General features: G+C 69.3%; 2 protein-coding genes (1 of these 2 running past the window's edge). Both read right to left on the bottom strand.

Annotated elements, in window-relative coordinates; all coding sequences use genetic code 11:
* On the bottom strand, positions 1 to 12,629 hold the 5' portion of the coding sequence (locus tag GDH07_RS09020) for an amino acid adenylation domain-containing protein (RefSeq protein ID WP_343038199.1). It extends 2,050 nt beyond the left edge of the window; 12,629 of the gene's 14,679 nt are visible here — the first part of the coding sequence; it begins with the start codon at positions 12,627 to 12,629; the stop codon falls past the left edge of the window.
* Complete coding sequence (locus tag GDH07_RS09015) at positions 12,626 to 25,723, bottom strand: non-ribosomal peptide synthetase (RefSeq protein ID WP_152897167.1); 13,098 nt, start codon at positions 25,721 to 25,723, stop codon at positions 12,626 to 12,628. The genes GDH07_RS09020 and GDH07_RS09015 overlap by 4 nt, the downstream gene beginning before the upstream one ends.

Genomic DNA, 25,723 nt, shown 5'->3' with positions numbered 1-25,723 from the left:
AGGCAGACATAGGCCGGCGGCACCATGTACTCCGGCAACCGCTCCAGCAGGTACTCGCGCAACATCTCGCTGGTTGGCGGCAGCTGCCCTGCATTGACGCTGTAGTAGGCCACCAGGCGCTTGTCTCCGGGCTCGTCCTCGCGCACCAGGACCACGGCGTCGCGCAGCCCGGCAAAACTCGCCAGGCAGGCCTGGATCTCCCCCGGCTCGATGCGAAAACCACGGATCTTCACCTGCTCATCATTGCGGCCGATGCACTCCAGCACGCCGTTCTCCAGCCAGCGTCCCAGGTCGCCGGTGCGGTACATCCGGGCCTTGGGCTCGCTGCTGAACGGGTCGTGGAGGAAGCGTTCGGCGCTCAACTCGGGGCGATTCAGGTAGCCCAGGGCCACGCCGTCGCCACCGATATGGATCTCCCCCACCACGCCGATGGGCAGCGGCTGGCCCAGGGCATCGAGGATATACACCTGGGTGTTGGACAGCGGTCGGCCGATGGGCACGCTGTCGGCAGCTTCCGGCAGCTCTCCGGGCTCGTGGGTGACGGCGAAGGTGGTGGTCTCGGTCGGGCCGTAACCATTGACCAGACGCAGCCCCGGCGCCTGGGCCTGCATCCGCCGGAATGCCGTGGCATCCGCCCGCTCGCCGCCACACAGGAGCATGCGCAAGCCCTTGAGGGCCTGGGGGATCAACTGCACGTACTGGTTGAACAGGCTCGTGGTGAGGAACAGCAGCGTCACGCCAGAAGCTTGCAGCAGCTGGGCGAACGCCGGTGGGTCGAGCAGGGTCTGCTGGTCCACCACCACGACCCGGCCACCGTTGAGCAGCGGGCCCCAGACGTCCATGGTGCTGGCGTCGAAGGCCGGGTTGGAAGCGAACGCCACCCGGTCATCGGCGTTGAAGTCGGCATAGCCATTGTTGATCACCAGGCGGGTGATGGCCCGGTGCGGCACCCGCACGCCCTTGGGCTCGCCGGTGGAACCGGAGGTGTACATGATGTACGCCACCGCCGCGCTGGAGGCTTCCAGGTCCGGGTTATGCCCCGGCAGGAGATCGAAGCGCAGGCGGTCCAGGTCCACCCGTTGCGGCGCGCCGTCCAGTGGCTGGTCGCTGTGGGCCAGCAGCACCAGTGCCTGGCTGTCGGCCAGCATGAAGCCCAGGCGTTCGGCCGGAGCATGGATGTCCAGCGGCACGTAGGCCGCGCCGCACTTGCTGACCGCCAACTGGCTGGCCAGCAGGTCCAGGCTGCGGGGCAACAGCAAGGCCACGTTGGCCCCCGGCCGCACCCCCAGTTCCAGCAGGTGGTGGGCCAGCTGGTTGGTCCGGGCATTGAGCCGGGCATAGCTGAACACCTCCTGGCCATGCACCGCCGCTACCTGTTGCGGCCGCTCCCGCACCTGCTCCTCGAAACGCTGGTGCAGGGCCTGCTGGCGTGGGTAGTCGCGGGCGGTGGCGTTGAACTCCACCAGCACCCGCTGGCGCTCGGCCTGCGGCAGCACCGCGACTTGGCCGATGGCCAGCTCCGGGGTCTGCTCCAGGGCCTGCAGCAGGTTCTCCAGGGTGCACTGCAGGTACTGGCAGATACGCAGGGCATCGACCCCGGCGGCCACCGCCGTGAGCAGGAAACCATCGCCCAGGTCGTCGACGCTCAGGGTCAGGGGATAGTTGCTGCGCTCCTGCGCGTTGAGCAGTTGCATGCCTTCCCAGGCCTCTGCGGCCGAAGCCGCCGCAGGCGCACTGTGCCGGTAGTTGAGCAAGCTGCTGAACAGCGGCGTGCCCGGCTCCACCCCGCTGCACCGCTGGACCAGGGCCAGGGGTGCCTGCTCGTGGCCCAGCAGTTGCGCCAGGCGCTCATGGGTGGCCAGCAGCGCCTCGCGTACCGGCACCTGGCCCAGGTCGACCCGCAGCGGCAAGGTATTGATGAACACCCCCAGGGCGTGTTCAGCGCCCTCGCCGCCCTGCATCCGGCCCAGCAGCACGGTGCCGAACACCACCTGCTGCTGCGCCGCCAAGCTGCCCAGCACTCGGCCCCAGGCCAGGTGCATCAGGCTTGCGGCACTGACCCCCAGTTGCCGCGCACGCTCGCGCAGGCGCCGGGCCAGCAGTCGGTCCAGAGGCAAGCGCGCCTCGCTGAGTGCCACCTCGCCCCCTGGCGCTTCCTGCAAGCCCAGGGGCAGGGTCGGTTGCTGGATATCCCCCAGCATCTGGCGGAAGAACGCCTCATGCTCGGCCTCGCCCATGCCCAGTCGCGCCTGGGCCACGTAGTTGCGATAAGGCACCGCCGCTGCCAGGCGTTCCTGGCGCCCCAGGAGAAAAGCCTGCAGCTCGTGCTGCAGCACTTCCAGGGCGACGTGATCCATCACCAGGTGATGGAACAGCAACAGCGCCACCACCCGTCCGTGGTCCGGGTCCAGCGCATGCACCAGGCGCAGCAACGGCGCCTGGGCGATATCCAGGCGGTAGCGACGGCTGTCGAACCGTGCCTGCAACTGCTCCAGCACCGGCCCTTGGGCGGCGTCCAGCACCAGCTCTTCACAAACCAGCGGCGCCTCGCGCCAGACCACTTGCAGCGGCTGTTCCAGGCCCTCCCACAGCACCGCGCTGCGCAGGATGTCATTACGTTCGATCACCCCCTGCAAGGCCTTGGCGAAGGCTTGCAAGCGCCCGGCACTGTCGAAGGCGAACTGCGCCTGGAGCACATAGGGATCGCCCTGGCCGGCGGCCAGGTGGTGATAGAGAATGCCCGCCTGCAACGGCGCCAGCGGGTAGATGTCCTGGACGTTGGCGGTGCCCCCGGGCACCGTGGCCACGACTCGGTCGATGGCCGCCTGGTCCAGTTCGATCAACGGCAACAGTGGCGGGGTGATGCGCGGGCAATCGCGGTAGATCAGGTTCTGCGGTACCTGTACCTCGCGACCACGACCCACGGCAGCGGCCAGGGCCGCCAGGGTCGGCTGGCCGAACAGCACCCGCACATCCGCCGACAAACCGGCCCGGCGCATGCGCCCGATCAGGTTCACCGCCAGCAGCGAGTGCCCGCCCAGTTCGAAGAAGTGATCGTGGCGCCCCACCCGCTCGACGTTGAGCAGCTCGGCCCACAACTGCGCCAGCAGGATCTCGGTGTCGCCCACCGGCGCCTCGTACTCGCGCACCACCGCCGCTTCCAGCCCCGGCGCCGGCAGCGCCTTGCGCTCCAGCTTGCCGTTGGGGCTCAGGGGCAGCGCGTCCAGGTGCACGAACAGCGCCGGCACCATGTAGTCCGGCAGGTGCTCCAGCAGCGCCTGGCGCAACTGCTCCACGGGCAACTTCGCGTGCCCGGCGGCGCTGGTGTAGTAGGCCACCAAGCGCTTGTCCCCGGGCACGTCCTCGCGGGCCAGGACCACCGCTTCCTTGATGCCTTCGAGCTGGGTCAGGCGCGCCTGGATTTCCCCCAGCTCGATGCGCAGGCCACGGATCTTCACCTGGTCGTCGTTGCGCCCCAGGTACTCGATATTGCCGTCAGCGAGATAGCGCCCCAGGTCGCCGGTGCGGTACATGCGCGCGCCTGGTTGATCACTGAACGGGTCGTCGACAAAACGCTCGGCGGTCAGTTGTTCGCGGTTGAGATAACCACGGGCCACCTGCACCCCGGCGATGAACAGCTCGCCCACCACGCCCAAGGGCACCGGTTGCAATTGCGCATCCAGCAGGTACAGGCGGGTGTTGGCGATCGGCTTGCCGATGGGCGTGTTGTCCGGGGTGGCGTCCAGCGGGCCGGTGCAATCCCAGGCCGTCACGTCCACCGCCGCTTCGGTGGGGCCATACAGGTTATGCAGGGCAACGTTGGGCAACTGCTGCTTGAAGCGCCGCACCAGGCTGCCCGGCAGCGCCTCGCCGCTGCACATCACCTGGCGCAGGCTGGCGCACTCGCGGGTCTCGCCATAGGCCAGGAACACGTCGAGCATAGAGGGCACGAAATGCAGGGTGGTGATGTTTTCCCGGGCGATCACCTGGCGCAGATAGGCCGGGTCCTTGTGCCCTTCGGGGCGAGCCATCACCAGGCGGGCGCCGGTGAACAACGGCCAGAAGAACTCCCACACCGACACGTCGAAGCTGAACGGGGTCTTCTGCAATACCGCGTCGCCGCTGGTGAGCCGGTACTGCTCCTGCATCCACAGCAGGCGGTTGACCACCGCCCGATGCTCGTTCATCGCGCCCTTGGGCTGGCCAGTGGAACCGGAGGTGTAGATCACGTAGGCCAGGTGCCGCGGCGTGAGCCCATCGAGGCGTGGGTTGACCCGCGGCTGGCGGCTCCATAGCGCCTGCCCGAGGTCCACCAGCGGCACGCCGGGGTCGCCCAGCAGGCCCAGGGTCGCGCCGTCGGCCAGTACCGCCAGCGGTGCACTGTCCTGAAGCATGTAGGCGATGCGCTCGGCCGGATAGGCCGGATCGATGGGCACGTAGGCGCCGCCGGCCTTGAGGATCGCCAGCAGGCCCAGCACCATGTCGACGCTGCGCTCGACGCAGATCGCCACCCGCTGGTCCGGGCCGACGCCCAGTTGCAGCAAGTGCCCGGCCAACTGGTTGGCCTGCTGGTTCAGCTGGCGATAACTCAAGCGCTGCTCGCCGGCTTGCACCGCCAGCGCCTCGGGGCTGCGCAGCACCTGGGCTTCGAACAACCCGTGCAGGGTCTGCTCCAGCGGGTAGTCGCGGGCCGTGGCGTTGAAGCCTTCGAGCAACTGCCGACGCTGCTCCCGGTCCAGCAACGGCACCTGTTCCAGGAGCATCTGGTCGTCGCTCACCATGGCCTGCAGCACCCGCTGCAGATAGCCGACATAACGCTGCATGGTGGCCTCATCGAACAGCGCCGTGGCGTATTCCAGGGTGCCTTCGATATGGTCCTGGACCTCCCCCAGGTTCAACGACAGGTCGAACTTGGCGAAATGGCTGGGCTCGTGGCCCCCCTCCAGGCGCAAGTCACCCAGCACCAACTGCGGGGCATCGCCGTTCTGCCAGGTCATCAGCGTCTGGAACACCGGGCTGTGGGACAGGCTGCGCACAGGCCGCAGGATCTCCACCACCTGCTCGAACGGCAGGTGCTGGTGGGCCTGGGCTTCGAGGGTGCGGGCGCGGACCTGGGCCAGCAATGCCTCGATGCGCGGCGCGCCAGCCAGGTCCACGCGCACCGCCAGGGTGTTGACGAACAAGCCGATCAAGCCTTCGACCTCGGCCCGCATGCGGTTGGCCACGGGGGTGCCGATCACCACCTCGGCCTGCCCCGACAGGCGCCCGAGCAACAGCGCCCAAGCACTCATCAAGGTCATGTACAGGGTGCTGCCATGGCGTTGGCCCAAGGCCCGCAGGCTGGCGGTGAGCTGGCGGTCCAGGCGCACCGGGACGCTGCTGCCGGCGTAGTCCTGCTGGGCCGGGCGCGGCCGGTCGGTGGGCAACAGCAGCAATGGCGGCGCCCCATCCAGGGCCTGGCGCCAGTAGTCACCCTGGCGTTGCAGCACCTCGCCGCTGAGCCAGCGGCGCTGCCAGTGGGCGAAGTCGCTGTACTGCAACGCCAGCGGCGGCAGGGGGTCGGGCAGGCCACGGCTGAAAGCGCCGTACAGGGCCACCAGTTCCCGGGTCAGCACCCCCATGGACCAACCATCGCTGACGATGTGGTGCAGGGTCAGCAAGAGCACATGGTGATCGTCCGCCAGGGTCACCAGGCGCCCACGGATCAGCGGCCCGCGCTCCAGGTCGAACGGCGCCGAAGCCTCGCCCTGGACCAGTGCCTGCAAGGCGTCGTCGGCCTGGGGATGGCCGCGCAGATTTTCCACCTGCAGGCCGAGCCCGGAGTCTTGTGGGGCGATCAGTACCTCGGCCTGGTCGCCGTACTGGGCGAAGCGGCTACGCAAGGTCTCATGCCGCGCGACGATACGCGCCAAGGCCCGTTGCAGGGCCAGGCTGTCCAGTTGCCCACGCAGGCGCAGGCCCAGGGGAATGTTGTAGGCGGTGTTGGCGCCTTCCATCTGCGCCAGGAACCACAGCCGCTGCTGGGCGAAGGACAAGGCCAGGGGCTGATTGCGCGGCGCCGGCAGCAAGTCCGGCAGGCTGCTGCGCTCGGCCCGGGCCACGGCCGCGGCCACCGCGTGCAGTTCGGCGTTGGCGAACAGGTCGCCCAGGGCCAGCTCCACCCCCAGGCTCTGGCGCACCTGGGAGAGCATGCGCATGGCCAGCAACGAGTGTCCGCCCAGCTCGAAGAAGTGATCGTGGCGGCCAACCCGCTCCACCTGCAGCAGCTCGCTCCAGATCTGCGCCAGGGCGATCTCGTTGTCGCCCTCGGGAGCCTGGTATTCCCGGGCCAGCAGCGCGTCCAGCGCCGGCTCCGGCAGGGCCCGGCGATCGACTTTGCCGTTGGCGGTCAGCGGCAGGCTGTCCAGCCGTACGTAGGCCGCCGGCACCATGTACTCGGGCAACTGCTCCAGCAACTGCGCCCGCAACTCGGCGGGGCTCGGCACCCGCTGCCCGGCAACAGTGAAATAAGCCACCAGCCGGGTCTGCCCCGGCTGATCCTCGCGGGCCAGCAATACCGCCTCCTGGATGGTCGCCAGGCGGTTCAGGCAGGTCTCGATCTCGCCCAGCTCGATGCGCACGCCGCGCACCTTGACCTGGTGGTCGTTGCGCCCCAGGTAGTCGATGCGCCCGTCCGCCAGCCAGCGCGCCAGATCGCCGCTGCGATACATGCGTGCCCCCGGCTCGGCGCTGAACGGGTCGTCGAGGAAGCGCTCGGCGGTCAGCTCGGGGCGATTGAGGTAGCCCCGGGCCACCCCGGCACCGCCCACGTACAGCTCGCCGGCGACGCCGACCGGCACCGGCTGGCGCTGCTCGTCCAGCAGGTAGATGCGCGCGTTGGCCATGGGCCGGCCGATGTCCAGCACCCCGCCGGCCACCAAGGGCCCCGAGGTCGCCACCACCGTGGCCTCGGTGGGCCCGTAGTTGTTGATCACGGCAAAGGCCTGGGGCTGCTCGAAGTGGCGCAGGCGGTCGCCGCCGATCAGCAGAGTCCGCAGGGTCGGGTGCCCGGCCTGCTGACCGAAGGCGTACTCGGCCACCGGGGTCGGCAGGAAGCTCACATCCAGCGGCTGGGCGCGCCACCAGTCCAGCAACCGGTCGATGTCCTGGTGGTCGGTGCCGGCCGGCGGCAAGTGCAGGGTCGCGCCGCCGCACAGGGCCGGCCAGACCTCCCAGGCCATGGCATCGAAACCCAGCCCGGCAACGCTGGAAGTGTGCCGGCCCGGGCCCAGGTCGAAGGCCTGGCAATGCCAGTGCACCAGGTTCTCCAGGCTCTGGTGCTCGACCATCACGCCCTTGGGCTGGCCGGTGGAACCCGAGGTGTAGATCACATAGGCCAGGTGCTGCGCGGTCAGCCCGGGCACCTGCGGCGCGCTGGGCGGTTGCTGCAGCCAGGCCGGATCGTCGAGGTCGACCCGCGAGAGGCCCGGGCTGGCGGCCACGGTCCGGGTCGCGCCTTGCACCAGCAGCGCCAGCGGCGCGCTGTCCTCCAGCAGGTAGGCGATGCGCTCGGCCGGATGGGCCGGGTCGATGGGCACGTAGGCGCCCCCGGCCTTGAGGATCGCCAACAAGCCCACGACCAGCTCCGGACCGCGTTCGACACAGATCGCCACCCGGCTGTCCGGGCCCACGCCCAGGCCGCGCAAGTGATGGGCCAGGCGATTGGCCCGGGCCTCCAGCTCGGCGTAGCTCAGGCGCCGGTCGCCGGCTTGCAGGGCCGTGGCCGCAGGCTGCTGCGCCGCCTGGGCGGCGAACAGCTGGTGCAGGGGCGTACCCCGGGGATAGTCGGGGCCAGCGGCATTGAAGCCTTGCAGCACCTGGTGCCGTTCGGCCTGGTCCAGCAGCGAGATCCGCGCCAGCGCTTGCTGGTCGTCGGCGACCATCGCCTGTAGCACCTGGACCAGGTAGCCGGCAAAACGCTGGGCGGTGCCGGCATCGAACAGCGCGCTGGCGTAGTCCAGGGAGCCGCGGATCTGGCCCTGGCTTTCCCCCAGGCTCAGGGTCAGGTCGAACTTGGCCACCTGGTTGGCGGCGACCACCCCTTCGAGCTTGAGCTCGCCCAGCACCAGGTCCTGGGCGAAGTCCTCGACCCAGGTCAGCACCGTCTGGAACAACGGGCTGTGGGCCAGGCTGCGCTGGGGCCGGACGATTTCCACCACCTGCTCGAACGGCAGGTCCTGGTGGGCCTGGGCTTGCAGGCTGCGGGCGCGGACCTGGGCCAGCAGCCCGGCCACGCTCTGCGCACCGTCCAGCTCCAGGCGCAGGGCCAGGGTGTTGACGAACAAGCCGATCAAGCCTTCGACCTCGGCGCGCATGCGGTTGGCCACCGGGGTGCCGACCACCAGGTCGTCCTGGCCGGACAGGCGTGCGAGCAACAAGGCCCACCCGGCCAGCAAGGTCATGTGCAGGGTGCAGCCATGGCGCTGGGCCAGGGCCTTGAGCCGGGCACTGAGCGACGGCTCCAGCGCCAACGGCACGCTGGCACCGCGAAAATCCTGTTGCACCGGCCGTGGTCGGTCGGTGGGCAGCATCAGCAGGGTCGGAGCCCCGGCCAGTACTCGCCGCCAGTAGTCGGCCTGTTGTTGCAGCACCTCGCCGCTGAGCCAGCGCCGTTGCCACAGGGCGAAGTCACCGTATTGCACCGCCAGGGGTGGCAGCGGGTCCGCCTGGCCTTGGCTGAAGGCGCTGTACAGGGCCACCAGCTCACGGGTCAGCACGCCCATGGACCAGCCATCGGCGACGATATGGTGCAGGGTCAGCAACAACACATGGTGCTCGTCCGCCAGGCGCAGCAAACGCCCGCGGATCACCGGCCCGTGTTCCAGGTCGAAGGCTTGCGCCGCCTCAGCCTGCACCCGCTCGGCCAGGGTCAGCGGCGCATCGCCCAGGTCCTCCAGCGACAGCTCCAGGGCGCCCTCCAGCGGCCCCACCTGGACCTGGGGCTGGTCATCCACCAGGACGAAGCGACTGCGCAAGGTGGCATGCCGGGCGACGATCGTCTGCAAGGCCTGTTGCAGTGCCTGGCGATCCAACTGCCCGCGCAGGCCCAGGCCGATGGGAATGTTGTAGGCGCTGGCGCCGCCGGCCATCTGCGCCAGGAACCACAAGCGCTGCTGGGCGAAGGACAGCGGCAGGTCCTGGTCCTGGGGCGCCGGGAAGATTTCCGGCAACTGGCTGCGCCCGCTGCGCTCCAGGACGCTGGCCAGGGCGTGCAATTCGGCATTGGCGAACAATTCGGCCAGGGCCAGTTCCAGGCCCAGGCGCTGGCGCACCAGCGAGACCATGCGCATGGCCAGCAGCGAATGCCCGCCCAGCTCGAAGAAGTGATCGTGGCGCCCCACTCGCTCCACCTGCAGCACTTCGCTCCAGATCTGCGCCAGGGTCGTTTCGACAGGCCCTTCAGGCGCCTGGTAGTGACGGCTGAACAGTGCCTGCTGGTCAGGTGCCGGCAAAGCGGTGCGGTCCAGCTTGCCATTGGCGGTCAGCGGCAAGACCTGCAACTGCACATAGGCCACCGGCACCATGTAGTCCGGCAATTGCGCCAGCAGGTATTCGCGCAGCTCCCCCGGGGTCGGCGCCGCGAGCCCTTCGCGGACGGTGAAGTAGGCCACCAGCCGCAGGTTGCCCGGCTGGTCCTCACGGGCCAGGAGCACCGCCTCCTGGATGCCGGGAATCTGGTTGAGGCGGCTCTCGATCTCGCCCAGCTCGATGCGCACGCCCCGGATCTTCACCTGGTGGTCGTTGCGTCCCAGGTATTCGATGCGCCCATCCTCGAGCCAGCGGGCCAGGTCGCCGGTGCGATACATACGCGCCCCCGGCACGGAGCTGAAGGGGTCGTCGAGGAAGCGCTCGACGGTCAACTCGGGACGATTCAGGTAGCCGCGGGCCACTCCCGCCCCGCCCACGTACAGCTCGCCGGCGACCCCGATGGGCACCGGCTGGCGGCGTTCGTCCAGCAGGTAGATCCGCGCATTGGCCATGGGCCGGCCGATATCCAGGGCGCCACCGGCCTCGACGGTGCCGGAGGTGGCCACCACCGTGGCCTCGGTGGGGCCGTAGTTGTTGACCAGGGTAAAGCTCTGCCGCTGGCCGAACTGGCGCAGGCGATCGCCGCCGATCAGCAGGGTACGCAAGCTCGGGTGCCCCAGTTGCTGGCTGAAGGCGTACTCGGCCACCGGGGTCGGCAGGAAGCTCACATCCAGCGGCTGGGCCCGCCACCAGGCGAGCAAGGCGTCGACATCCTCGGTGCCCTGGCTGGCCGGCGCCAGGTGCAGGGTCGCGCCCACGCACAAGGCCGGCCAGATTTCCCAGGCCATGGCGTCGAAGCCGAAACCGGCCAGGCTCGAGGTCTGGCTGGCGCGGCCCAGCTCGAACGCCTGGCAATGCCAGTCCACCAGGTTGCCCAGGGTCTGGTGCTCGACCATCACGCCCTTGGGCAGGCCGGTGGAACCGGAGGTGTAGATCACGTAAGCCAGGTTCCGCTCACTCAGCCCGGGCACCTCCAGGTTGTCCCCGGGCTGGTCCTGCCAGTGCCGCGGGTCGAGTTCGAGCACCGGCACCGCCAGGGCCGGCAGGCGCTGGCGCAACTCGGCCTGGACCAGCACCACCCGTGGGCTGCTGTCGTCCAGCAGGTAGTTCAGGCGTTCATCGGGATGGGCCGGATCGATGGGCACGTAGGCGCCACCAGCCTTGAGGATCGCCAGCAGGCCCACCAGGGTCTCCAGGCCCCGGCGGGCGACGATCGCCACCCGGTCGTCGGGCCGCACTCCCAGGGCCCGCAGCCGGTGGGCCAGGCCATTGGCCTGGGCATTGAGCCGGGCATAGCTCAGTTCACGACCCTGGCAGCAGGCCGCCAGCGCCTCGGGGGCATGGGCCGCCTGGGCCTCGATGCGCCGATGCAGGGGTTGGCCCCGGGGGTAGTCCCGCGTGCTGCGGTTGAAACCTTCGAGTACCTGCCGGCGTTCGCTGGCCGGCAACACCGCCAGCGCTTCCAGGGCCAGCTGCGGGTCCTGCTCCAGGGCCTGGGCCAGATGCTCCAGGGTGCACAGCAGGTAACCGAGGATCCGCCGCGGATCGACCTGGGTGCTGGCCAGCAGGGTCAGGCCAAAGTCCTCGGCGAAATCATCGATGCTCAAGGTCAGGGGGTAGTTGGTGCGTTCCTCGCTGTGCAGGGTGCTGATCCCGGCCCAGGCGGCCTGGGCCTCGGCACTGGCTCCGGCGGCGCTGTGGCGGTAGTTGAGCAAGCTGCTGAACAGCGGGGTCGGCGCACTGACTCCGCTACAGCGCTGGGCCAGGGCCAGGGCCGCATGCTCATGGCGCAAGAGACTGGTCAGGCGCTTGTGGGTGTCCTTGAGGGCCTCGGCCAGGCCCTGCTCGGCCACGTCCAGGCGAAACGGCAAGGTGTTGATGAAGATGCCCAGGGCCCGGTCGGTGGCTTCGGCGCCCTGCATCCGGCCCATCAGCACGGTGCCGAACACCACTTTGTGCTTGCCGGCCAGGGTCGCCAGCACCCGGCCCCAGGCCAGGTGGAACAGGCTCGCGGCACTGACCCCGGCCTGCCGCGCCTGGCTGCGCAGGCGCAGGCTCAGGGCGGTGGGCAGGGCCAGGCTGGCCTCCTCGATCGCCCGACCATCGCCTTGCACGTCCTGCAGGCCGAACGGCAGGGTCGGCTCGTCGACGTCCGCCAGCATCTGGCGGAAAAAGGTCTCGTGTTCTTGCTCACTGATGCCCAGCCGGGCCTGGGCCACGTAGTTGCGAAACGGCAGGGCCGGGCCCAGGCGCGCGGCCTGGCCGGTGAGCAGGGCCTGCATTTCGTGGCGCACCACGTCCAGGGCGCTGTGGTCCATGGCCATGTGGTGGAACAGCAAGATGGCGACGATGCGCTGTCCGGCTTCGTCCCAGGCATGCACCAGGCGCAGCATCGGCGCCTGGCTGATGTCCAGGCGGTAGTGGCGGGCATCGAAGCGCCCTTGCAGTTGCTCCAGCACGGCGCCGCCGGCCGGGTCCGGCTCGACTTCCTGGAGGATCAGCCCGGCTTCGCGCCAGACCACCTGCATCGGTTGCGCCAGGCCGTCCCAGAGCACGGCGGTACGCAGGATGTCATGGCGGGCGATGACCCCGCGCAGGGCCTCGGCGAAAGCCTCCAGGTGCTGCGCGCTGGCGAAGGCGAACTGCGCCTGCATCACATAGGGATCGCCCAGGGTGGCGCTGACGTGGTGATAGAGGATGCCTTCCTGCAGCGGCGCCAGGGGGTAGATGTCCTGGATGTTGGCGACCCCGCCCGGCACCGTGGCGACGATGCGATCGATGGCCTGCTGGTCGAGGTTGGCCAAGGGCAGCAGGTCCGGGGTGATGCGCCGGGTCTGCGCGGTGATGCCGTTGGCCGGCACCTCGACCTGGCCGGCCTTGGCCGGCGCGTACTCACCACTCTTGATCAGTTCGATCAACTGCGGCTTGAGCTCGCGCAGGCGCGCCAGCAAGGCCGGGTCGCTCAAGGCCTGCTTGTTGCCCTGGACCACCAGTTGGTCGTCCTTGAGCACCAGCTGGACGTCCTTTTCCTTCAGTGTCGCCAACAGTTCGATCACGCTCACAGGACGATCTCCATTCGTTCGGTAATTGCCGCGTAGCCGGCCAGGGTCGGTTGTTCGAACAACGCGCGGACATCGGCCTCCATGCCGTGTTCGCGCATCCGGCTGATCAGGCTCACCGCCAGCAGCGAGTGCCCGCCCAGTTCGAAGAAGTGATCGTGGCGCCCTACCCGCTCGACGTTGAGCAGCTCGGCCCACAACTGCGCCAGCAGGATCTCGGTGTCGCCCACCGGCGCCTCGTACTCGCGCACCACCGCCGCTTCCAGCCCCGGCGCCGGCAGCGCCTTGCGCTCCAGCTTGCCGTTGGGGCTCAGGGGCAAGGCCTCCAGGTGCACGAACAGCGCCGGCACCATGTAGTCCGGCAGGTGCTCCAGCAACGCCTGGCGCAGCTGCTCCACGGGCAACTTCGCGTGCCCGGCGGCGCTGGTGTAGTAGGCCACCAGGCGCTTGTCCCCAGGCACGTCCTCGCGGGCCAGGACCACCGCTTCCTTGATGCCTTCGAGCTGGGTCAGGCGCGCCTGGATTTCCCCCAGCTCGATGCGCAGGCCGCGGATCTTCACCTGGTCGTCGTTGCGCCCCAGGTACTCGATATTGCCGTCGGCGAGATAGCGCCCCAGGTCGCCGGTGCGGTACATGCGCGCGCCTGGTTGATCACTGAACGGGTCGTCGACAAAACGTTCGGCGGTCAGTTGTTCGCGGTTGAGATAACCACGGGCCACCTGCACCCCGGCGATGAACAGCTCGCCCACCACCCCCAAGGGCACCGGCTGCAATTGCGCATCCAGCAGGTACAGGCGGGTGTTGGCGATCGGCTTGCCGATGGGCGTGTTGTCCGGGGTGGCGTCCAGCGGGCCGGTGCAATCCCAGGCCGTCACGTCCACCGCGGCTTCGGTGGGGCCATACAGGTTATGCAGGGCGACGTTGGGCAACTGCTGCTTGAAGCGCCGCACCAGGCTGCCCGGCAGCGCCTCGCCGCTGCACATCACCTGGCGCAGGCCGAGGTCGTCCGGCGTGGCGTCGTGGGCGAGGAATACATCGAGCATCGACGGCACGAAGTGCAAGGTACTGATGCCCTGCTCGCGTATCAGCTGGCGCAGGTAGGCCGGGTCCTTGTGCCCTTCGGGGCGGGCCATCACCAGGCGGGCGCCGGTGAACAGCGGCCAGAGGAACTCCCACACCGACACATCGAAGCTGAATGGGGTCTTCTGCAACACCGCATCGTTCGCGTCCAGGCGGTACTGCTCCTGCATCCACAGCAAGCGGTTGACCACCGCCCGGTGCTCGTTCATCACGCCCTTGGGCTGGCCGGTGGAGCCGGAGGTGTAGATCACGTAGGCCAGCTGCCGTGGCGCGCAGTGCGGCGCTGGCAGGTTGTCCCGGGACTGTGCGGCCCATTGCGGCTGGTCCAGGTCCAGCAACGCCAGCCCGCACGCCTGCGCCAGGTGCCGGGTCGCGCCCTGGACCAGCACCGCCAGCGGCGCGCTGTCCTGGAGCATGTAGTCGATCCGCTCCTGGGGATAGGCCGGATCGATAGGCACGTAAGCGCCCCCGGCCTTGAGGATCGCCAGCAGGCCCAGCACCATGTCGACGCTGCGCTCGACGCAGATCGCCACCCGCTGGTCCGGGCCGACGCCCAGTTGCAGCAAGTGCCCGGCCAACTGGTTGGCCTGCTGGTTCAACTGGCGATAACTCAGGCGCTGCTCGCCGGCCTGTACCGCCAGCGCTTCGGGGCTGCGCAGTACCTGGGCTTCGAACAACCCGTGCAGGGTCTGCTCCAGCGGGTAGTCGCGGGCCGTGGCGTTGAAGCCTTCCAGCAGTTGCCGGCGCTCGGCCTCGGGCAGGATCGGCACCTGCAGCAGGGAACGCTGCGGCGCTTGCTCCAGGCTGTCCACCAGGGCCAGCAGGGCTTGCTGCAAGTAGCCGCACACCCGTCCGGCGCCAATCCGCGCCGGGGTCATGGCGGTCAGGCGGAAGCCCTGGCCAAAGTCGTCGACGTTGAGGCTCAGCGGATAGTTGGTGCGCTCCTCGCTGTGCAGGGTCTGGATGCCCTGCCAGGCCTGGCGTACGGCCTCGCTCGGCGGCGCATCGCTGCCGTGGCGGTAGTTGAGCATGGCGCTGAACAGCGGCAGCGGCGCGGCCACCCCACTGCAACGCTGGGCCAGGGCCAGGGACGCATGCTCATGGCCGAGCAAGGCGCTGAGCCGGACGTGGGTGGCCTTGACCGCCGCACGCACCCCACCGGCGTCCAGATCGACCCGCAGCGGCAAGGTGTTGATGAACATGCCCAGGGCCCGGTCGGCGCCCTGCCCGGCCTGCAGGCGGCCCAGCAGCACGGTGCCGAATACCACCCGCTCCTGGCCGGTAGTGAGGTTCAGCACCCGGGCCCAGGCCAGGTGGAACAGGCTCGCGGCACTGACCCCCAGCAGCCGCGCCTGGGCCCGCAAGCGAGTGGCCAGGGTCGCGTCCACAGCTTGCTGCACCTCTTCGATGGCATCGCCATCGCCCTGCACATCCTGCAAGCCGAACGGCAGGGTCGGGGCATCGATGTCGCCGAGCATCTGGCGGAAGAACGCCTCGTGCTCCTCGCGGCTGACACCCAGGCGCGCCTGGGCCACGTAGTTGCGATAGGGGATCGGCGCGCCCGCGGGCTGCTGCCCCAGCAGGCAGGCCTGGATCTCCTCGCGCACCACATCCAGGGCGGTGTGGTCGAGGACGATATGGTGGAACAACAGGATCGCCGCCACGCCCTGACGTACCGGGTCCTGGGCGAACACCAGGCGCAGCAACGGCGCCCGGGTCAGGTCCAGGCGCCAATGGCGAGGATCGAAGCGTTGGTGCAACTGCTGCAGGATGTCGCCATCGGCCGGATCCAGGTCGACTTCCTCGAGGGCCACCCGGGCCTCGCGCCAGACCACTTGCAGCGGTTGCTTGAGTCCCTCCCAGAGGATCGCCGTGCGCAGGATATCGTGGCGCTCGCCGACCCGTTGCAGGGCCGCGGCGAAATCCTCCAGGCGCTGGCGGCTGGCGAACGCCAGGTGCGACTGCAACAGGTAGGGGTCGCCTTCGCGGGCGCTCAGGTGATGGTAGAGGATGCCCTCCTGCAAGGGCGCCAGGGGGTAGATGTCCTGCACATTGGCGGCGCCGCCGGGGACCGTGGCCAGCACCCGGTCGATGGCCTCCTGGTCCAGCTCGATCAGTGGCAACAGCTGCGGGGTGATGTGCCGGCAGCCGGCCGGGATGCGATTGGCCGGCACCGCGACCTGGCGCCCGGCACCCACCGCCCCGGCCAGGGCGGCCAGGGTCGGCTGTTCGAACAGCACCCGCACGTCGGCTTCCAGGCCGGCCTGGCGCATGCGCTCCACCAGGGTCACCGCCAGCAGCGAGTACCCGCCCAGCTCGAAGAAGTGATCGTGGCGGCCGACTTGCTCGACCTTGAGCAACTCGCTCCAGATCCGCGCCAGGGTGGTTTCCACCTCGCCTTGGGGGGCCTCGAACTCGCGACTGAGCCAATCGCCCTGGGCCGGCGCCGGCAAGGCCTGGCGATCGAGCTTGCCGTTGGCGGTCAGTGGCAGGGCTGCGAGGCGGACGTAGGCCGCCGGCAGCATGTAGTCCGGCAGGCGCCCCTGCAGGTGGTCGCGCAGGTCTTCGGCCGCCAGTTCCGCGGCGCCTGCGCGCAAGGTGAAGTAAGCCAGCAGGCGCTCTTCGGCCACCAGCACCAGGGCTTCCTCGAGGGCCGGGTGCTGGAGCAGCGCGGCTTCGATTTCCCCCGGTTCGATGCGCATGCCACGTACCTTGACCTGGTCGTCGTTGCGCCCCAGGTAATCGAGGGTGCCGTCTTCGCGCCAGCGCGCCAGGTCGCCGCTGCGGTACATGCGCGCGCCGGGCTCGGCACTGAATGGGTCGTCGAGGAAGCGCTCGGCGGTCAGCTCGGGACGATTCAGGTAACCCCGGGCTACCCCGGCGCCGCCCACGTACAACTCGCCGGCGACACCGACCGGTACCGGCCGCAGCAGCTCGTCCAGCAGGTAGATGCGGGCGTTGGCCATGGGCCGGCCGATATGCAGCGCACCACCGGCCACGAGCGCCCCGGAGGTCGCCACCACCGTGGCTTCGGTGGGCCCGTAGTTGTTGACCACGGTAAAGCCCGGGTCGCGGGTGAACTGGCGCAAGCGGTCACCGCCGATCAGCAAGGTACGCAGGGTCGGGTGCCGCAGTTGCTGGCTGAAGGCGTACTCGGCCACCGGCGTCGGCAGGAAGCTCACATCCAGCGGCTGGTCGCGCCACCAGGCCAGCAGCCGCTCGATGTCCTGGTGGCCGATATCGGCCGGCGGCAGGTGCAGGGTCGCGCCACTGCACAGGGTCGGCCAGACCTCCCAGGCCATGGCGTCGAAGCCCAGGCCGGCGAGGCTGGAGGCATGCCGCCCGGGGCCCAGGTCGAAGGCCTGGCAATGCCAGTGCACCAGGTTCTCCAGGCTCTGGTGCTCGACCATCACGCCCTTGGGCTGGCCGGTGGAGCCCGAGGTGTAGATCACATAGGCCAGGTGCGCCGGGGTCAGCCGTGGCACCTGCGGGGTGTCCGGATCGGAGTCGGTCCAGACCTGCCGGTCGAGGTCGAGCACCGGCACCCCAGGCGCTGGCGACAAGCCACCGGCCACCAGCAGCGCCCGGGGGGCGCTGTCCTGTACCAGGTAGGCGATGCGCTCGGCCGGATGGCTCGGGTCGATGGGCACATAGGCGGCCCCGGCCTTGAGCACCGCCAGCATTCCTTGCAGCAGTTGCGGGCCACGGGCCAGGCACAAGGCCACCCGGTCATCGGGTTGCACGCCGAACGCCAAGAGTTTCCGGGCCAGCTGGTTGGCCTGCTGGTCCAACTGGCGATAGCTCAGGCGCAGCGGCCCCTGGACCAGCGCCACGGCGTCGGGGGCCGCGCGGACCCGGGCCTCGAACAGGCCATGCAAGGTCTGCCCACGCGGATAGGCGGCGGTGCTGGCATTGAAGTCCCGCAGCAGGCGCTCGCGTTCCGCCAGCGGCAACACCGACAGTTGCCCCAGCTCCAGCTCGGGGCTCCACTCCAAGGCATCGACCAGTTGCTCCAGGGCACGCGACATGTAGTCCCCCAGGCGCTGCGCGCCGATCCCGGCCAGGGCCAGCAAAGACAGGCCGAAGCCTGCGCCCAGATCGTCGACGCTCAGGCTCAGCGGATAGTTGCTGCGCTCCTCGCCACCGAGCAGTTCCACGCCCTGCCAGATGTCCTGGCCGGCGGCGGCCGGTTGCGGGACGCTGTGCCGGTAGTTGAGCAAGGCGTTGAACAGCGGCGCCCCGCTGGCCAGGGCGCTGCAGCGCTGGGCCAGGGCCAGGGAAGCGTGTTCATGGCCGAGCAAGGCACTGAGCCGGGCGTGGGTGGCCTTGACCGCCGCGCGCACCGTGCAACCCTGCACATCCACCCGCAACGGCAAGGTGTTGATGAACACCCCCAGGGCCCGGTCGGCGCCCTCGCCGCCTTGCATGCGGCCCATGAGCACGGTGCCGAACACCACTTGCCGGCGGTTGGCCACCTGCCCCAGCACCAGGGCCCAGGCCAGGTGCATCAGCGCCGCGGCACTGACCCCCAGTTGCCGCGCCTGCTCACGCAAGCGCAGGCCCAGGGCCTCGGGCAACGCCAGGTGGGCCTCCTCGATGTCCCGGCCGTCGCCTTGCACATCCTCCACGGCGAAGGCCAGGGTCGGCTCGTCGATGTCGCCGAGCATCTCGCGAAAGAACGCCTCATGCTCGGCCTGGCCGGCCCCCAGGCGGGCCTGGGCCACGTAGTTGCGATACGGCACCGGGGCGCCGAGGCCGCGACCACCGTTGAACAGCAGCTCGCGCATTTCCTGGCCGATCACCTCCATAGCGGTGTGGTCCAGGGCCAGGTGATGGAACAACAGGATCGCCACCACCCGCTGGCGTTGCCGGTCATAGGCATGCACCAGGCGGATCAGCGGTGCCTGGGCCAGGTCCAGGCGCCAGTGGCGGGCGTCGAAACGCTGTTGCAGTTGTTCGAGGATGTCGCCGTCGGCCGGATCCAGCGCCTGCTCCAGCAGTTGCAGCCGAGCCTCGCGCCAGACCACCTGCAGCGGCTGCGCCAGGCCCTCCCAGAGCACCGCGGTGCGCAGGATGTCGTGGCGGTCGATGACTTGCTGCAAGCCCGCGGCGAAGCGCTCCAGGCGCTCGGGACTGTCGAAGGTCATACGCGATTGCAGCAGGTAGGGATCGCCCTGCCCGGCGCTCAGGTGGTGGTAGAGAATGCCTTCCTGCAAGGGCGCCAGGGGATAGATGTCCTGCACATTGGCCACCCCGCCCGGCACACAGGCCACCACCCGGTCGATGTCCGCCTGCTCCAGCTCCACCAGCGGCAGCAGGTCCGGGGTGATCTGCCGGCACTGGGCGCCGATGCGGTTGGCCGGCACCCGGACTTCGCGGCTGCTGCCCACGGCGGCGGCGAGGTCGGCCAGGGTCGGCTGGCTGAACAGCACCCGCACATCGGCTCCCAGGCCGATCTGGCGCATGCGTTCGATCAGGCTCACCGCCAGCAGCGAATGCCCACCCAGTTCGAAGAAGTGGTCATGGCGCCCGACCCGCTCTACCTTGAGCAGGTCGCTCCAGATCCGCGCCAGGGCGATTTCCACCTCGCCCCGGGGCGCGACGAACTCACGGCTGAGGCTGGCCGAGGCGGCCGGGGCCGGCAGGGCCTTGCGGTCGAGCTTGCCGTTGGCGGTCAGCGGCCAGGCATCCAGCCGCACATAGGCCAGCGGCACCATGTATTCCGGCAATTGCTGGAGCAAGGCGTCGCGCAGGGTCTGGGCGGACAGCTGCGCGACATCGTCCTGCACCCGGTAGTAGGCCACCAGGCGCTGGTCCCCGGGCTCGTCCTCGCGCACCAGGACCTGCGCATCCCTGATCCCCGGGCACGCCGCCAGGCGCACCTCGACTTCCCCCGGCTCGATGCGCAGGCCACGGATCTTCACCTGGTCGTCGTTGCGCCCCAGATACTCCAGCAGGCCGTTGCCCAGCCAGCGGCCGATGTCCCCGGTGCGGTAGAGCAAGGCACCGGCGCGGTTGGCGAACGGATCGTGGATGAACTTCTGGGCAGTGAGTTCGGGACGGTTGAGGTAGCCCAGGGCCACGCCGTCGCCACCGATCACGATCTCGCCCGCGACCCCGATGGGCAGCGGCTGCTGGTGGGCGTCGAGGATGTACACCTGGGTGTTGGACAGCGGTCGGCCGATGGGCAGGCTGTCGGCAGCTTCCGGCAGCTCTCCGGGCTCGTGGGTGACGGCGAAGGTGGTGGTCTCGGTCGGGCCGTAACCATTGACCAGGCGCAGCCTCGGCGCCTGGGCCTGCATCCGCCGGAACGCCGTGGCATCCGCCCGCTCGCCGCCACACAGGAGCATGCGCAAGCCCTTGAGGGCCTGGGGGATCAACTGCACGTACTGGTTGAACAAGCTGGTGGTGAGGAACAGCAGCGTCACGCCAGAAGCTTGCAGCAGCTGGGCGAACGCCGGCGGGTCGAGCAGGGTCTGTTGGTCCACCACCACGACCCGGCCACCGTTGAGCAGCGGGCCCCAGACGTCCATGGTGCTGGCGTCGAAGGCCGGGTTGGAAGCGAACGCCACCCGGTCATCGGCGTTGAAGTCGGCGTAACCGTTGTTGATCACCAGGCGGGTGATGGCCCGGTGCGGCACCCGCACGCCCTTGGGCTCGCCGGTGGAACCGGAGGTGTACATGATGTATGCCACCGCCGCGCTGGATTGCTGCACTTGCACGTCATCCGCTGGCAGGGCCTGCAGCTCCAGCCGGTCGAGCTCGATCCGGGGCACCGCCACCGCCAGCGGCAGGTCGCTGTGGGTGACCAGGGCCACGCTCTGGCTATCGCTCACCATGAAACCCTGGCGGCTGGCCGGGGCGTTGCTGTCCAGCGGCACGTAGGCCGCGCCGCACTTGCTGATGGCCAGCTGGCTGACCAGCAGGTCCAGGGAGCGCGGCAGCAGGATCGCCAGGTGATCGCCCGGCTGCACCCCGAATTCGCGCAGGTGATGGGCCAACCGGTTGGCCCGGGCATTGAGCCCGGCGTAGCTGAGCCGCTCCTGGCCGTGCACTGCCGCGACCTGCTCGGGGTGGGCCTGGACCCGGGCCTCGAACAGTTGCGCCAGGGTCTGCTGGCGCGGGTAGTCGCGGGCGGTGGCGTTGAATTCCACCAGCACTTGCTGGCGCTCGGTCCTGGGCATCACCGGGATCGCCAGCAGGGCCTTGTCCGGCGCCTGCTCCAGGGCCTGGGCCAGGTGCTCTAGGACGCAAGCCAGGTAGCCGCAGACCCGCGCCCCGTCCACCGAGGCTTGCGCCTGCACGGTCAGGCGCAGGCCCTGGTGGTCGTCGTCGACGTTCACCGTCAGCGGATAGTTGCTGCGCTCGCGGGATTCGAGCACGCGGATGCCATCCCAGATCGCCGGCCCCTGGGGGTCTGCGTCGAGGCTGGCGCTGTGGCGGTAGTTGAGCAGGCTGTTGAATAGCGGTTGCGCCGCCGGGACTGCGCTGCAACGTTGGGCCAGGGCCAGGGAGGCATGCTCGTGGCCGAGCAGTTGCGCCAGCCGCGCATGGGTGCAACGCAGCGCCTGTTCCACGCCCTGCTCGCCCAGGCTGATGCGCAGCGCCAGGGTGTTGATGAACATGCCCAGGGCGCGGTCGGCCCCCTCGCCACCCTGCATGCGGCCCAGCAGCACGGTGCCGAATACCACGTCATCACGCCCGGACAATTGCCCCAGCACCCGGCCCCAGGCCAGGTGCAGCAGGCTCGCGACACTCACCCCAAGAGCCCGGGCCTGGGTGCGCAAACGCTGGCACAGCAGCGGGTCCAGGTGCAGTTGGCGTTCGTGGATATCGCCACCGTCACGCTTCACGTCCTGCAAGCCGAAGGCCAGGGTCGGCTCGTCGATATCGCCCAGCAACTCCTGGAAGAACTCCTGGTGCTGCGCCTCGCTCAAGCCCAGGCGGGCCTGGGCCACGTAGTTGCGATACGGCACGGCGGGTGGCAGTTGCCCGCCACGGCCTTGCAGCACGGCGCTGATTTCCTCCACCAGCACCTCCAGCGAGGTGTGGTCCAGGGCCAGGTGATGGAACAGCAGGATGCCCAGCCAGCGCGACTGCCCCGGGTCCCGGGCGCAGGCCAGGCGCAGCAGCGGCGCACCGCCCAGGTCCAGGCGGTAGTGCCGTGGATCGAAACGCTCCTGCAACTGGGCCAGGGCCGAACCCCGGGCCGGGTCCGCCGCCAGCACCTGCACCACCAGCGGCGCCTGGCGCCAGACCACCTGGACCGGCTCGTCCAGGCCTTCCCAGGCCAGGCTGGTACGCAGGATGTCATGCCGCTCGATCACCTGTTGCACGGCCTGGGTAAAGGCTTGCAGGGTCGCTTCGTCGGCGAACTCGAACTGCACTTGCAGCAGGTAGGGATCGCCCTCCTCGCAGCTCAAGTGGTGATAGAGAATGCCCGCCTGCAACGGCGCCAGCGGGTAGATATCCTGGATGTTGGCGGCGCCGCCGGGCACTCGGGCTACCAGCCGGTCGATGGCGGCCTGGTCGAGGCTGGCCAGGGGCAGCAGGTCTGGAGTGATGCGCGAACAATCGCCGGGAATGCGGTTGGCCGGCACCTGCACCTCGCTCACTGCGCCCACGGCAGCGGCCAGGGCCGCCAGGGTCGGTTGCCCGAACAGCACTCGCACATCGGCGCACAGGTCCACCTGGCGCATGCGTTCCATCAGCTTGACTGCCAGCAGCGAATGTCCGCCCAGCTCGAAGAAGTTGTCCTGGCGCCCAACCTGGGGCAGTTGCAGCAGCTCTTGCCAGATCCCCGCGATGGCTTGCTCCACCTCACCCTGGGGCGCCTCGTACTCACGCCGGGCCACTGCCTGGCTGTCGGGCGCCGGCAGGGCCTTGCGGTCGAGCTTGCCATTGGTGGTCAGCGGCAGGCTGTCCAGCAGCACGAAGGCGCTGGGCAGCATGTAGTCGGCCAGGCTGTAGCGCAGTTGTTCACGCAATTGCGTGGCGCTGGGCGCGGCACCCGGGGCGGCGATCACATAGGCCACCAGGCGCTTGTCCCCGGGCAGGTCCTCGCGGGCCACCACCACGGCTTCACGAACGCCGTCGCAACTGGCCAGGCGCGCTTCGATCTCCCCCAGCTCGATACGGAAGCCGCGGATCTTCACCTGGTCATCGTTGCGTCCCAGGTACTCCAGGCTGCCGTCTTCGCGCCAGCGCGCCAGGTCGCCGGTCTTGTACAGGCGGGCGCCTACCTGCTGGCTGAACGGATCGACGATGAAGCGCTCGGCGGTCAATTCCTCACGATTGAGGTAGCCCCTGGCGACCCCGGCCCCACCTACGTACAGCTCACCCACCACGCCGGTGGGCAGCGGCTCGCGCCAGGCATCGAGGACGTATAGCTGCAGGTCAGGGATGCGCCGACCAATGGGACTGCTGCCCACCAGTTGCGCGTCCGCCGCCTGCAATGGCCGGTAGGTCACGTGCACGGTGGTCTCGGTGATGCCGTACATGTTCACCAGCTGGGTGCCGACGTTGCCCACACGCGCGTACCAGGGCTTGAGCAGCCCGGGCTCCAGGGCCTCGCCACCGAAGATCACCTGGCGCAGCGAATGCTTGAGGGCGCTGCGGCCCTGGGCCGAGATCAGCGAGCGGAAGGCGCTGGGCGTCTGGTTGAGAATGCTCACCGAGGCTTCGCACAGCAGCGCATAGCAGGCGTCGGGCGAGCGGCTGACCGCCTGGGGCACGATCAGCAACTGACCGCCATGGACCAGCGCACCCCAGATTTCCCAGACCGAGAAATCGAAGGCGAAGGAATGGAACAGCGCCCAGACATCGCGCCAGTTGAAACCGAACCAGTCGCGGGTGGCCGAGAACAGCCGGGCGACGTTGCGGTGCTCCACCATCACCCCCTTGGGCAGGCCGGTGGAGCCGGAGGTGTAGATCACATAGGCCAGGCTGGCCGGGGTCAGCCCGGACACCTGGGGATTGTCCAGGGCCTCATGGGCCAGGGTGCGGCTGTCGAGGTCGATCAGCGGCACCCGCAGGTCGCTCACCAGGGCCTGGGTGTCGGCCTGCACCAGCAATGCCACCGGGGCGCTGTCCTGCAAGGTGTAGGCAATCCGTTCGCGCGGGTAAGCCGGGTCGATGGGCACGTAGGCCCCACCGGCCTTGAGGATGCCCAGCAGGCCGACGATCATTTCCAGGCCGCGCTCGACGCAGATCGCCACCCGTTGGTCCGGACGCACACCCAGGGCCAACAGGCGGTGGGCGACCTGGTTGGCACGCTGGTTGAGCTCGCCGTAGCTCAGCCGCTGGTCCTGGAAGATCAGCGCCGTGGCCTCGGGCTGGACCCGGGCCTGGGCCTCGACCTGCTGGTGGATCAGCGGGTGATCCGGGTAGTGGCCCTGGGGCGTGTTGAGCCCTTGCAACAGGTACTGGCGCTCGCTGGCCGGCAACATCTGCAGGCTGTGCAGCGGTGCCTCGGGGCTGTCCTGCAAGGCCAGGGCCAGGCTCTCCAGCACGCCCAGCAAGTAGCCGGTGATGCGCTCGGCGCCGATGGCGACGTCCGCCAGGGCGACGATCCGCAGGTCTTCGCCGAGATCGTCGACGTTGATGGTCAGCGGATAGTTGGTGTGCTCCTCGGCTCCCAGGATCTGCATGCCCGGCACGACTTCCTGGACTTCCTGGGCGTCGCCAGCGTGGCTGTGGCGATAGTTGAGCATGGCGCTGAACAGCGGGGTCGGCGCGCTGACGCCGCTGCAGCGCTGGGCCTGGGCCAGCGACGCGTGTTCATGGCCGAGCATGGCGGTCAGCCGGCGGTGGGTGGCCAGCACTCCGGCGCGCACGCCCTGGGCACCGACATCCACCCGTAGCGGCAAGGTATTGATGAACATGCCCAAGGCCCGCTCGCCGCCCTCGCCGGCTTCCATGCGGCCCAGCAGCACCGTGCCGAATACCACCGCCTCGCGTCCGGATACCTGACCCAGGACCCGCGCCAGGGCCAGGTGCATCAGGCTCGCCACGCTCACCCCCAATTGCCGGGCCTGGGCCCGCAGGCGCTGGCTGAGCTCGCTGGGCAGGGTCGCCCGCCGCTCCTCGATGCGCCGGCCCGCGCCCTGTACATCGGCGATGCCGAACGGCAACGTCGGCTCGTCGATGTCCCCCAGCATCTCGCGAAAGAACGCCTCATGGTGCCCCTGCTCCTGGGCCAGGCGCGCCTGGGCCAGATGATTGCGAAACGGCACCGGGGCCGGCAGCCGGTCGCTGTGTCCGAGCAAGCGGGCCTGGATTTCCTGGCGCACCACATCCAGCGCGGCATGGTCCAGGGCCATGTGGTGGAACAGCAACAGGGCCACCTGGCGCCCGTTGCCCGGGTCCTCGGCGTAGACCAGGCGCAGCAGCGGTGCCTGGCGCAGGTCCAGGCGCAGATGCCGAGCATCGTAGCGGGCCTGCAACTGGCCCAGGGCATCGCCGCCGGCAGGGTCCAGGGCGACCTGCTCGCACACCAGCGGCGCATGGCGCCAGACCACTTGCAGCGGTTCGTCGAGGCTTTCCCAGGCGATGGCGGTACGCAGGATGTCATGCCGCTCGATGACCCATTGCAAGGCGCCGGCGAAGTCCTGGCGCAACGCATCGTTGGCGAAGGCGAAGCGTGCCTGCAGCACGTAGGGATCACCCTGGGCCGCGGACAGATGGTGGTAGAGCATGCCTTCTTGCAGTGGCGCCAGGGGGTAGATGTCCTGGACGTTGGCCGCGCCACCGGGCACCGCGGCGACGATGCGCTCGATGGCCGATACGTCCAGCCGGGCCAGCGGCAGCATGTCCGGGGTGATCTTGAAGGCCGGGCTCAGCCAGTCGCCGCCCTGCTCGTCCAGCAGTTCCAGGAGCCGTGGCTTGTGCTCGACCAGACTGTCCCAAAGCCCATCGTCCAGGGCCTCGTCATCGCCCTGGACCAGCAGGTCCTGGCCGTCGCGCTGGAGTCGGATCGCCAGGGTGGAAAGAACCGCCATCAATTCGCTGAACTGCAT

The sequence above is a fragment of the Pseudomonas piscis genome, from assembly GCF_009380155.1.
Lineage (GTDB): Bacteria > Pseudomonadota > Gammaproteobacteria > Pseudomonadales > Pseudomonadaceae > Aquipseudomonas > Aquipseudomonas piscis.
Note: the sequence above shows the minus strand (reverse complement) of the source record. Positions and strands in the feature narration are given on the sequence as shown.